Annotated in this window: 9 protein-coding genes; 6 read left to right on the top strand and 3 right to left on the bottom strand. The window is 70.3% G+C overall.

Features of this window, described 5'->3' with window-relative positions:
• From aspS to ACFY2L_RS20490, 4 genes are all read left to right on the top strand, one after another.
• Entirely contained in the window at positions 1-1,764 is a 1,764-nt protein-coding gene (gene aspS / locus ACFY2L_RS20505) for an aspartate--tRNA ligase (protein ID WP_390659662.1), read from the top strand.
• Positions 1,765-1,900: 136 nt separating this feature from the next.
• Complete coding sequence (locus ACFY2L_RS20500) at positions 1,901-2,836, top strand: dioxygenase (protein WP_390822971.1); 936 nt, start codon at positions 1,901-1,903, stop codon at positions 2,834-2,836.
• A 105-nt stretch (positions 2,837-2,941) separates the two neighbouring features.
• On the top strand, positions 2,942-3,880 hold the full coding sequence (locus tag ACFY2L_RS20495; protein WP_390822969.1) for an intradiol ring-cleavage dioxygenase: 939 nt from the start codon (positions 2,942-2,944) through the stop codon (positions 3,878-3,880).
• Positions 3,881-4,107: 227 nt separating this feature from the next.
• A complete protein-coding gene (locus tag ACFY2L_RS20490; RefSeq protein ID WP_390822968.1) occupies positions 4,108-4,524 on the top strand; it encodes a hypothetical protein in 417 nt (138 codons plus the stop codon).
• Between the two features lie 152 nt (positions 4,525-4,676).
• On the opposite strand, the gene ACFY2L_RS20485 is transcribed toward ACFY2L_RS20490, so the two are convergent.
• The 3 genes from ACFY2L_RS20485 to ACFY2L_RS20475 all read right to left on the bottom strand — a co-directional run bounded on the left by ACFY2L_RS20485 (position 4,677) and on the right by ACFY2L_RS20475 (position 8,403).
• Complete coding sequence (locus ACFY2L_RS20485; protein WP_390659666.1) at positions 4,677-5,657, bottom strand: pirin family protein; 981 nt, start codon at positions 5,655-5,657, stop codon at positions 4,677-4,679.
• 123 nt (positions 5,658-5,780) lie between these two features.
• Positions 5,781-7,739 (bottom strand): YncE family protein, encoded by a 1,959-nt coding sequence (locus tag ACFY2L_RS20480; protein ID WP_390822967.1) that lies wholly within the window; start codon positions 7,737-7,739, stop codon positions 5,781-5,783.
• A gap of 187 nt (positions 7,740-7,926) precedes the next feature.
• Positions 7,927-8,403: an SseB family protein gene (locus tag ACFY2L_RS20475; RefSeq protein ID WP_390659668.1), complete on the bottom strand. Its 477-nt coding sequence runs from the start codon at positions 8,401-8,403 to the stop codon at positions 7,927-7,929.
• 195 nt (positions 8,404-8,598) lie between these two features.
• Here ACFY2L_RS20475 and ACFY2L_RS20470 point away from each other — a divergent pair, with 195 nt between their 5' ends.
• Both ACFY2L_RS20470 and ACFY2L_RS20465 read left to right on the top strand, forming a co-directional pair.
• A complete protein-coding gene (locus ACFY2L_RS20470) occupies positions 8,599-10,425 on the top strand; it encodes an acyl-CoA dehydrogenase (RefSeq protein WP_390659907.1) in 1,827 nt (608 codons plus the stop codon).
• Positions 10,426-10,523: 98 nt separating this feature from the next.
• Entirely contained in the window at positions 10,524-11,822 is a 1,299-nt protein-coding gene (locus ACFY2L_RS20465) for a M18 family aminopeptidase (protein WP_390659669.1), read from the top strand.
• Positions 11,823-11,873 lie beyond the last annotated feature (51 nt).

The following is an 11,873-nucleotide window of genomic DNA, read 5'->3' as shown; positions in this document are numbered from 1 at the left end:
ATGCATCGGTACAGGTCCCACACCTGCGGCGAGCTCCGCTCCTCTGACGTCGGTACCGACGTCCGGCTGAGTGGCTGGCTGCACAATCGGCGCGACCTGGGCGGCATCCTCTTCATCGATCTGCGCGACCACTACGGCATCACGCAGCTCGTCGCCCGCCCGGGCACGCCCGCGTACGAGGCGCTGGACAAGCTGACCAAGGAGTCGACGGTCCGGGTCGACGGCAAGGTCGTCTCGCGCGGTGCGGAGAACGTCAACGCGGACCTGCCGACCGGTGAGGTCGAGGTCGAGGTCGGCGAGGTCGAACTGCTCGGCGCGGCCCAGCCGCTGCCCTTCACGATCAACACCGAGGACGGGGTCAACGAGGAGCGGCGCCTGGAGTACCGCTTCCTGGACCTGCGTCGCGAGCGCATGCACCGCAACATCATGCTGCGCACGGCGGTCATCTCGGCGATCCGCCACAAGATGACGGCGCTGGGCTTCAACGAGATGGCCACCCCGATCCTGTCGGCCACCTCCCCCGAGGGCGCCCGCGACTTCGTGGTCCCCTCCCGCCTGAACCCGGGCAAGTTCTACGCGCTGCCGCAGGCGCCGCAGCAGTTCAAGCAGCTGCTGATGATCTCCGGCTTCGACCGCTACTTCCAGATCGCGCCCTGCTTCCGTGACGAGGACGCGCGCGCGGACCGTTCGCCGGGCGAGTTCTACCAGCTCGACATCGAGATGTCCTTCGTCGAGCAGGAGGACGTCTTCCAGCCGGTCGAGAAGCTGATGACCGAGCTGTTCGAGGAGTTCGGCGGCGGCCGGCACGTCACCTCGCCGTTCCCGCGGATCCCGTTCCGCGAGGCGATGCTGAAGTACGGCTCGGACAAGCCGGACCTGCGGGCCCAGCTGGAGCTGGTGGACATCACCGATGTCTTCGAGGGCTCGGAGTTCAAGGCCTTCGCCGGCAAGCACGTCCGCGCGCTGGCCGTCCCGGCCGTCCAGGACCAGCCCCGCAAGTTCTTCGACCAGCTCGGCGAGTACGCGATCTCGCTCGGCGCCAAGGGCCTGGCCTGGGTGCGCGTCGCCGAGGACGGTTCGCTGACCGGCCCGATCGCGAAGTTCCTCACCGAGGAGAACGTGGCCGAGCTGACCAAGCGCCTGTCGCTGGCCGCCGGGCACGCCGTGTTCTTCGGCGCGGGCGAGTTCGACGAGGTCTCGAAGATCATGGGCGCGGTGCGCGTCGAGGCCGCCAAGCGGGCCGGCCACTTCGAGGAGGGCGTCTTCCGCTTCTGCTGGATCGTCGACTTCCCGATGTACGAGAGGGACGAGGACACCGGGAAGATCGACTTCTCGCACAACCCGTTCTCGATGCCGCAGGGCGGTCTGGAGGCCCTGGAGACCCAGGACCCGCTGGACATCCTCGGCTGGCAGTACGACATCGTCTGCAACGGCGTCGAGCTGTCCTCCGGCGCGATCCGGAACCACGAGCCGGAGATCATGCTCAAGGCGTTCGAGATCGCGGGCTACGACCGGGAGACGGTCGAGGACAAGTTCGCGGGCATGCTGCGCGCCTTCCGCTTCGGCGCCCCGCCGCACGGCGGCATCGCCCCCGGCGTCGACCGCATCGTCATGCTGCTCGCGGACGAGCCGAACATCCGGGAGACCATCGCCTTCCCGCTGAACGGCAACGCCCAGGACCTGATGATGGGCGCGCCGACGGAGCTGGAGGAGGCCCGGCTGAGGGAGCTGCACCTGTCGGTGCGCAAGCCGCAGCCCAAGTAGGACGCTCGAGGAGGGGCGGGAACCGAGGCCGGTTTCCCGCCCCCTTTTCGTTTCGGCGGCCGGCGGCTTCAGGTTTCTCAGGAACCCACAGTCGTCGCCCATGGTGAGGACAGTCTTCTTACCTAGCGTCCGGGGCATGACGGGAAACGAAAGGCCTGAAGGCCCCCAGCACAAAAGGAACATGACGCGGCGCAAGGTCGTCGTGGCGGGCGGTGCGGCCGTGGTCGGCGTCGGCGCGGCCGGTGCGCTGGCCATGAACGCCTCGGCCGACGAGACGACGGAGGCGACGAGCACCGCGTCCGCGTCGAGCACGGCGGAGACCTGCTACAAGCTCACCTCGGAGACCACCGAGGGGCCGTACTACATCGACGCCGACAAGCTGCGCCAGGACATCACCGAGGACAAGGAGGGCATCCCGCTGACCCTCCAGCTCAAGGTGATCGACGCCGTGACCTGCAAGCCGCTCGCCGACGCGGCCGTGGACATCTGGCACTGCGACGCCCTCGGCCTCTACTCCGGCTACGAGAGCTTCTCCCAGGGCGGCGGCACCGCCCCCACGGACGCGCCCACCGACGCCCCCACGGGCACCCCCACCGACGTGCCGACCGGTACGCCGACCGGTGAGCCGCCGTCCGGCGGTGGCGGGGGCGGCCACGAGGAGCCGACCAGCGACACCCGCTATCTGCGGGGCACCTGGAAGACCGACAAGAAGGGCTGTGTCACCTTCAAGACGATCTTCCCCGGCTGGTACCAGGGCCGGACCGTCCACATCCACACCAAGGTCCACGTGGACGGCGAGTGGACCGACGCCGGCTACGAGGGCGGCCACACCTGCCACACCGGCCAGCTCTTCTTCGACGAGGAGTCGGTGCTCCTGTCCGCCGAGGTGGAGCCGTACTCGACGAGCACCACGACGCGCACCACGCTCACCGAGGACACCATCTACGACCAGAGCGGCACGACGGGCGGCCTGCTCAAGCTGAAGTACCAGAAGAAGAACATCGCCAAGGGCGTGACCGGCTCCCTCACCATGGGTGTCGACACCGACGCCACCCACGACGGCACGAGCTGACCCCGGATCGTCCGTACGTCGATTTCCGGCCCCTTTCGCGCGGGAGCGCGAAAGGGTGCCGTTTTCTCAGCTCGCTGACAGGCTTCCTCCCTACTTTCCATGTCCATGACGGGAGACACACAGGAACCCCAGCCGGCCCCTTCACCGACCGATCCGACGCGTCGCCGGGTCGTCGCGGTGGGCGCGGGCGCGCTCGCCGTGGCGGGACTCGGCGGCGGCGCGCTGGCGGTCGACGCGGTGGCCGGGGAGCGCACCCCGGCCACGAAGGACGGGCTCCCCGAGGACTGCTACGTCCTCACCTCGGAGACCGTCGAGGGCCCCTACTACATCGACGCCGACAAGATCCGCCGGGACGTCACGGAGGACCGCGAGGGCATCCCCCTCCTCCTCAGCCTCAAGGTGATCGACGCCGAGACCTGCCGGCCCATCCGGAACGCGGCCGTCGACATCTGGCACTGCGACGCGGCGGGCGTCTACTCCGGCTACGAGGGCATGGGCAACGGCGGAGGCGGCCCCGCCCCCACGGGCGAGCCCCCCACCGGCTCGCCGACCGGCGCGCCCCCGGGCGGCAACCCCGGCGGCCACCAGGAGCCGACCGACGACACCCGCTACCTGCGCGGCACCTGGAAGACCGACCGGCACGGCCACGTCACCTTCAGGACGGTCTTCCCCGGCTGGTACCGCGGCCGCTGCGTCCACATCCACACCAAGGTCCACGTGGACGGCGAGTGGACCGACGCCGGCTACGAGGGCGGCCACACCTGCCACACCGGCCAGTTCTTCTTCGACGAGGAGTCGGTGGTCGCCACGGAGACCGTGGAGCCGTACGCCTCGAACACCGCCGAGCGCACCCTGCTGTCCGAGGACACGATCTACGACCAGAGCGGCACGACGGGCGGCCTGCTCAGGCTCCGCTACGACAGGCGGGACATCACGAAGGGCGTCCACGCGAGCCTGACCGTGGGCGTGGACCCGGAGGCCACCCACGACGGCCAGGACGCCCCGCCCCCGCCGAGCGCCTCGGCCTCCCCTTCGGCGACCTGACACCCCCCGGACCCCCGGTCACCGCCGGCCGGCGGTGACCGGGCTCCGCACTCACCCGGCGGCCGCCCGACCGCCCCGCGACCCGCCTGAGTCACGCCCCTCTTGTCCACCCCCTTGGCAACCTCACCGGTACCGCACAGGAATCCCGGGGGGCGATCACAGCGGCCTGCCTTCTCATGGAGGAGGAGGGCGCCGGCGAGGGTCGGCGGGACAAGGGAGGAACGGCCATGGGATGGGCGATCGCGCTCTCGGTACTGCTGATCATCGGCGCGGCGGCCGGGGTCGTGGCCCAGCGCCGGGGCCGAGCCGGCCGCCCCCCGTCCGACCTCGACGCGGAGGCGGAGGCCAACCACGTCCTGGTCCGTCTGACCGGCGGCCTGGTCCCCCCGGACGCCCGCACCTGGTCGAGCGCGGACGAGGAGACGGCCCGCGCCCTGACCAGGGCGGCGGAATGCCGGCGCGAGGCCCGGACCCGCCTGGTCACGGCCCGCACGGCGGCGGAGTACGCGGAGGTGACACGGGTGGCGGAGGAGGGCCTGGAACATCTGCGCACGGCGCGAGCGGGCCTGGGCCTGGACCCGGCTCCGCCCCAGGCGCCGGCCCCGACCCCGGCCCCGGCGGACGCGACCGCGTACGCGGCCTAGGCCGCGACGCGAGAGCCACGACCACGCGGGAAGACTCCCCCCCCCTCGCCCCGCCGCCCCGCGCACCCGTGGGCGACGTGAAGGGCCCCGTCCCTCGGGGGACGGGGCCCTTCACGTCGTACGTCGTGCGTCGGCCGGAGGTCGGCCTGGCCTCACGCCTCCTGCGGCCCGCTCTCGGTCATGCCGTGCACCGCCGGGATCGTCCCCAGGCGGCCCTTCTGGAAGTCCTCGAAGGCCTGCATCAGCTCGTCCTTGGTGTTCATGACGAACGGGCCGTAGTGGACCATGGGTTCACGGATCGGCTGTCCGCCGAGGAGGACGACCTCCATGTCCGGGGTGTGGGAGTCCTGCTTCTCGTCCGCGCGGACGGTCAGCGAGGAGCCCGCGCCGAAGACCGCGGTCTGGCCCAGGTGGACCGGACGGCGTTCGGCACCGACCGAGCCCTTGCCCGCCAGGACGTAGGCCAGGCCGTTGAAGTCCTCACGCCAGGGGAGGGTGATCTCGGCGCCGGGCGCGAGGGTCGCGTGGATCATCGTGATCGGCGTGTGCGTGATGCCCGGGCCCGCGTGGCCGTCCAGTTCACCGGCGATGACCCGGAGCAGCGCGCCGCCGTCCGGGGTCGTCAGCAGCTGGACGTTGCCGCCCCGGATGTCCTGGTAGCGCGGCGCCATCATCTTGTCCTTGGCCGGCAGGTTCACCCACAGCTGGAGGCCGTGGAAGAGGCCGCCGGACATGACGAGGTGCTCCGGCGGCGCCTCGATGTGCAGCAGGCCCGAGCCGGCCGTCATCCACTGGGTGTCGCCGTTGGTGATGGTGCCCCCGCCGCCCTGGCTGTCCTGGTGGTCGAAGATCCCGTCGATGATGTAGGTGACGGTCTCGAAGCCGCGGTGCGGGTGCCAGGGGGTGCCCTTGGGCTCTCCCGGCGCGTAGTCCACCTCGCCCATCTGGTCCATCATGATGAACGGGTCGAGGTGGCGGTAGTGGATCCCGGCGAACGCCCGGCGCACCGGGAAGCCCTCGCCCTCGAAGCCGCTGGGCGCGGTCGTCACCCCGAGCACGGGACGGGCCACGGCCTCGGCCGGCGCGGTGACACGCGGCAGCGTCAGCGGGTTCTCGACGGTCACTGCAGGCATTGTCCGTACCTCCTTGGGCGACGTGCGTCCCAGGTTAGTTGAGCGTTGAACTTTCTGCCACCCCAGAACGACGAAAGCCCGGAGGACATTCCCTCCGGGCCGTGTCGTCCCTCGGACGAGGGATCAGTTGCTGAAGTACAGGTACTTCCAGGAGCCGTACGTCGTCGAGTTCACGTTGTCGCCGGACGTGCCGTTGACGTACACCGAGCGCATCCGGGCCCGGATGCCCGCCTCACCGGGCGCCCCGAGGCTCACGGCCGACTTCCCGTCCGAACCGACGGGGAAGTACTCGGAGTCCGTGGAGTACCACGAACCCTGGTAGTAGACCTGGAGGTCGAAGCGCTGCTGACGCCCCGGGTAGTAGGTCATCGTCGTGGTGAGCAGCGGGTCGGTGTTCTTGTGGAACCAGTAGTAGTTCGTCGAACCGATCTTGGCCGTCTTGTAGTGCTTGGAGACCGCCGTGGAGATCTTGACCCGCGCGTACGACGTGACCTTCACGGTCCTGGGCTTGTAGCGGGCGTCGCCCGCGAAGACCGCGGTGACGGTCGTGTCGCGGGTCATGTCGACCACGGCGGCGATGTTGCCGCTGGAGTTGACCGTGCCCTTCTTGATCAGCTTCTTCGGCTTGTCGGCGCCGTACGGGTCGGCCCAGATCTCGACCGTGCGGTTCTTGTAGGTGGTCCCGAGGTGCGCCGTGAACTTGACGTCGGTGCCGTAGTTGTACAGCTTGCCGTTGTTGTTCAGGCTCAGGCTCGTCGCGGCGCGGGACACCGTCACCTTGTCGGAGGCGGAGACCGCGGTGTGCTCGGCGTCGCCGGCGTAGGTGACCTTGTAGGTGACCGTGCCGCCGGCCGGCGGGGTGTCCGTGAAGGAGTACGTGCCGTCCGCCTTGACCGTGACGGCCGCCAGCGCCTTGCCGCTGGGGCTGTCGAGGTCGGTGCGGGTCACGGAGAGCTTGACGCCCGCGGGCAGCGGGACCGTCGCCGAGATCTTGCCGGTGACCGAGAGCGGCTTGGCGCGGGTCGCCGAGCTCGGGGCGTTCACCGTGAGCGTCGGCACGTTCAGCGTCGGCTGGGTGAGGGCCTTGAGCGTGTTGGTGCCGCCGCCCGGAACGAGCGCGAAGATCCGCGAGGAGTCCGGCGCCCAGCGCACGTCCGCGGCGGCGGTGTAGTCGGAGGCCGAGCCGACGGCGTAGGTACGCAGCGGCTGGGTGGCGTTCGGCCGGTAGACCGCGACCTTGCCGGGGGTGAACTGGGCGACCATCCCGTTCGACGCGACGTCGCCGCCCCAGGCGTCGGGGTAGGCGCCGGCCTTGGTGAGGGTGCCGTTGGCGTAGGCGTGCCGGGCGGAGCCGTTGACGATCACCTCGTCGGCGCCCGCGGCGAGGTCGATGTCCCGGACGCCGTCGTTCAGGGCGTACGAGGTGTCGTGCCAGGCGACCACCCGGGCCGTGCCGCTCGACACGTCGAGGACGGCCTCGGTGCCCGTGGAGTCCCCGGTCTCGCCGACGGCCAGCAGGCCCGGACGCGTCGGGTCGGTGTCCAGCAGGGCCTGCCCCCACAGGCCGGACCCCGTTCCCTCGGTGGGGAGCTGGGCCAGCGCCACCGGGTCGGCCCCGCTCGCCGGGTCCACCGCCGGGTCGACGGAACCGATGTCGCCGTCCCACTGGTCGCCGTACGAGAACCAGGCCTTGCCGCCGGCGAAGGCCAGGTGGCGCGGGCCGGTGCCGGTCGGGATCGCGTACGTCCGCTTGACGTCCAGGGTGGCCGGGTCGAGCGCGAGGATCTGGTGCGTGTCGGGCAGGGCCGCGTACAGGGTGCTGCCGTCGTCCGAGAGGGCCAGGTCGCTGACGCTGCCGAAGCCGGCGTTCAGGTCGACGAGGGTGCCGTTGTAGTCGGATGCGAGGATCCGGCCGTTCGCCGCGTCGCCGACGAACACCCGCTGCAGGGTGCCGTCCACGACCAGACCGCCGACGCTGGTGACGGTGGTGGCGGCGGCCGAGGCGGTCCCCGCCGCCGCGATGCTCAGTGCCGCCGAGCTGAAGAGGACCGCGAGTGCCGTCGCGGCCGAAGTGCTGCGCATGCGCACAGTGATGAACCCCCACAGGAAAGACCCGGTATCGCCGGGTACTGAGAGCGCCGCGCGGCACCCGGGCGCGACCGCGGAAGAGCGGTTGCGCGCGGGGCGCGGCTGCCTGAAGGCACCCTATGGCATGCCTGTGACAAGCGGGGAGCGGGTTTCCGCGCGGGGAGGGCCGCCGGGGGAGGACTCAGCCGTACATCCTGCGCATGGCGAAGTCGACCATCTGCTCGACCGCCTTGGCGTCGAAGACCATCCGGTGCTCGCCCTCCATGTCGAGGACGAAGCCGTAGCCGGTGGGCAGCAGGTCGATCACCTCGGCGCCGGTGATGACGAAGTACTTGGACTCCTTGCCCGCGTACCGGCGCAGCTCCTTGAGGGAGGTGAACATCGGGATCACCGGCTGCTGGGTGTTGTGCAGGGCGAGGAAACCGGGGTTGTCGCCGCGCGGGCAGTAGACCTTGGAGGTCGCGAAGACCTGCTGGAAGTCCTCGGCGGCCATCTGCCCGGTGGTGAAGGCGCGGACCGCGTCCGCGAGGGAGGGCGGGGACGGCTCGGGGTACAGGGGCGGCTGCTGCCCGTACCCGCCGGGCATCTGCTGTTGCGGCGGCGGGGCGTACTGCTGCTGAGCAGCACCACCGTCCATGGGCGGGCCGTATCCGTACATGGGCGCAAGCGTACCGAGAGCGCCGGGCGGGCGGCGAGGAGACGAGGGACGGACGTTCCGGTGGGACCTGTCACAGTTGGCCGGATCGGGGTTGCGGCTTATTACCGACGGGTAGCATCATCGGAGCTACTAGTTGGTAAGTGAACTGGCGCGAGGATCCAAGTGCCTCGCCGATCTCTCTACGGAGCCATCGCCATGGGGCACTACAAGTCGAATCTCCGCGACATCGAGTTCAACCTCTTCGAAGTACTGGGACGCGACAAGCTGTACGGCACCGGCCCCTTCGAGGAGATGGACACCGAGACCGCGAAGAGCATCCTCGAGGAGCTCACCCGCCTCGCGGAGAACGAACTGGCGGAGTCCTTCGCCGACGCCGACCGCAACCCCCCGGTCTTCGACCCGGAGACCAACACCGCGCCGGTGCCCGCGTCCTTCAAGAAGAGCTACAAGGCCTTCATGGACTCGGAGTACTGGCGGCTCGGGCTGCCCGAGGGCATCGGCGGCACGACGGCTCCGCCGTCCCTGATCTGGTCGTACGCGGAGCTGATCCTCGGCGCGAACCCGGCCGTGTGGATGTACTCCTCCGGCCCGGCGTTCGCCGGCATCCTCTACGACGAGGGCAACGACGTCCAGAAGAAGATCGCCCAGATCGCCGTCGAGCGGACCTGGGGCTCCACCATGGTCCTCACCGAGCCGGACGCCGGCTCGGACGTCGGCGCCGGCCGCACCAAGGCGGTCCAGCAGGAGGACGGCTCCTGGCACATCGAGGGCGTCAAGCGCTTCATCACGTCCGGTGAGCACGACATGGAGGAGAACATCCTCCACTACGTGCTCGCGCGGCCGGAGGGCGCCGGTCCCGGCACCAAGGGCCTCTCCCTCTTCCTCGTGCCCAAGTACCTCTTCGACTTCGAGACCGGCGAGCTGGGCGAGCGCAACGGCGTCTACGCCACCAACGTCGAGCACAAGATGGGCCTGAAGGCCTCCAACACGTGCGAGATGACCTTCGGCGACAAGCACCCCGCCAAGGGCTGGCTGATCGGCGACAAGCACGACGGCATCCGCCAGATGTTCCGCATCATCGAGTTCGCGCGCATGATGGTCGGCACGAAGGCGATCTCCACCCTCTCCACCGGCTACCTCAACGCGCTGGAGTACGCCAAGGAGCGCGTCCAGGGTCCCGACCTGGCGAACTTCATGGACAAGACCGCGCCGAAGGTCACCATCACCCACCACCCCGACGTGCGCCGCTCGCTGATGACGCAGAAGGCGTACGCGGAGGGCATGCGGGCGCTGGTGCTCTACACCGCCTCCGTCCAGGACGCGATCGCCGTCAAGGAGGCCGCGGGCGAGGACACCAAGGCCGAGCACGCGCTGAACGACCTGCTCCTGCCGATCGTCAAGGGCTACGGCTCGGAGAAGGGCTACGAGCAGCTCGCCCAGTCGCTGCAGACCTTCGGCGGCTCCGGCTTCCTCCAGGAGTACCCGATCGAGCAGTACATCCGCGACGCCAAGATCGACACCCTGTACGAGGGCACCACCGCCATCCAGGGCCAGGACTTCTTCTTCCGGAAGATCGTCCGCAACCAGGGCGCCGCGCTGAACTCCCTCGCCGAGGACATCAAGAAGTTCCTGGCGCTCGGCACCGGCGGCGAGGAGCTGGCGGGCGCCCGCGAGCACCTCGCGAAGGCGGCCGTGGAGCTGGAGGCCATCGTCGGCCTGATGCTGACCGACCTCGCGGCCACCGAGCAGGACGTCAAGAACATCTACAAGGTGGGCCTGAACACCACCCGCCTGCTGCTCGCCTCCGGTGACGTGATCGTCGGCTACCTGCTGCTCAAGGGCGCCGCGATCGCCGCCGAGAAGCTGGAGACCGCCTCCGCCAAGGACAAGGCCTTCTACACCGGCAAGATCGCCGCGGCGCGGTTCTTCGCGGCCAACGTCCTGCCCGGCGTCACCCTGGCCCGCAAGATCGCCGAGGGCGTCGAGCTCGACCTGATGGAGCTGGACGAAGCGGCGTTCTAGGACATCGCGCCGCGGCCGCGGGCGGCACGCGCACCTTCACGAGGGCCCACTCCCCTTCTCTCCGGGAGTGGGCCCTCGTCCGTCGTTAAGGTGAACCCATGAGCGAACCCTCCCGCTTCGACCGCGGCCACACCGACGACCTCATGTCCTTCCTCACGGTGAGCCCGTCGCCGTACCACGCCGTCGCGAACGCGGCCGCGCGGCTGGAGAAGGCCGGCTTCCGGCAGGTCGCCGAGACGGACGCCTGGGACGGGACGAGCGGCGGCAAGTACGTGCTGCGCGGGGGCGCGATCGTGGCCTGGTACGTCCCCGAGGGCGCGGCGCCCCACACCCCCTTCCGGGTCGTCGGCGCGCACACCGACTCCCCGAACCTGCGGGTCAAGCCGCTGCCCGACACCGGAGCGCACGGCTGGCGCCAGGTCGCCGTGGAGATCTACGGCGGACCGCTGCTCAACTCCTGGCTCGACCGCGACCTGGGCATCGCCGGCCGGCTCACGCTGCGGGACGGCTCGACGCGCCTGGTCGACGTGAGCCGCCCGCTGCTGCGCGTCCCCCAGCTCGCCATCCACCTCGACCGGGCGGTCAACAGCGACGGCCTCAAGCTCGACAAGCAGCGTCACCTCCAGCCGGTCTGGGGCCTCGGGAACGACGTGCGCGACGGCGACCTCATCGCCTTCCTGGAGGAGGAGTCGGGCATCCCGGCGGGCGAGGTCACCGGCTGGGACCTGATGACGCACTCCGTGGAGCCGCCCGCCTACCTGGGCCGCGACCAGGAGCTGGTGGCCGGGCCGCGCATGGACAACCTGCTGTCCGTGCACGCCGGCACGGCGGCGCTGGCGGCCGTGGCGACCGGCGGTGCGGCGCTGCCGTACATCCCGGTGCTCGCCGCCTTCGACCACGAGGAGAACGGCTCGCAGTCCGACACCGGCGCGGACGGGCCGCTGCTCGGCAGTGTGCTGGAGCGCTCGGTGCTGACGCGCGGCGGCTCGTACGAGGACCGGGCGAGGGCCTTCGCGGGCACCGTGTGCCTGTCCTCCGACACGGGCCACGCGGTGCACCCCAACTACGCGGAGCGGCACGACCCGACGCACCACCCGCGGGTCAACGGCGGCCCGATCCTGAAGGTCAACGTCAACAACCGCTACGCCACGGACGGTACGGGCCGCGCGGTGTTCGCCGCCGCCTGCGAGAAGGCGGACGTCCCGTTCCAGTCCTTCGTCTCCAACAACTCCATGCCGTGCGGCACGACCATCGGCCCCATCACCGCGGCCCGGCACGGGATCCGCACCGTCGACATCGGGGTGGCGATCCTGTCCATGCACAGCGCCCGGGAGTTGTGCGGCGACGCCGACCCGTATCTCCTGGCCAACGCACTGGTGGCGTTCCTGGAGGGCTAGTTCACTCGAACGGGGGTACCCGCCCGTGCGGAGCGGAGACCGGAGACACCG

It is taken from the genome of Streptomyces sp. NPDC001381 (genome assembly GCF_042895685.1).
Taxonomy (GTDB): domain Bacteria; phylum Actinomycetota; class Actinomycetes; order Streptomycetales; family Streptomycetaceae; genus Streptomyces.
Note: the sequence above shows the minus strand (reverse complement) of the source record. Positions and strands in the feature narration are given on the sequence as shown.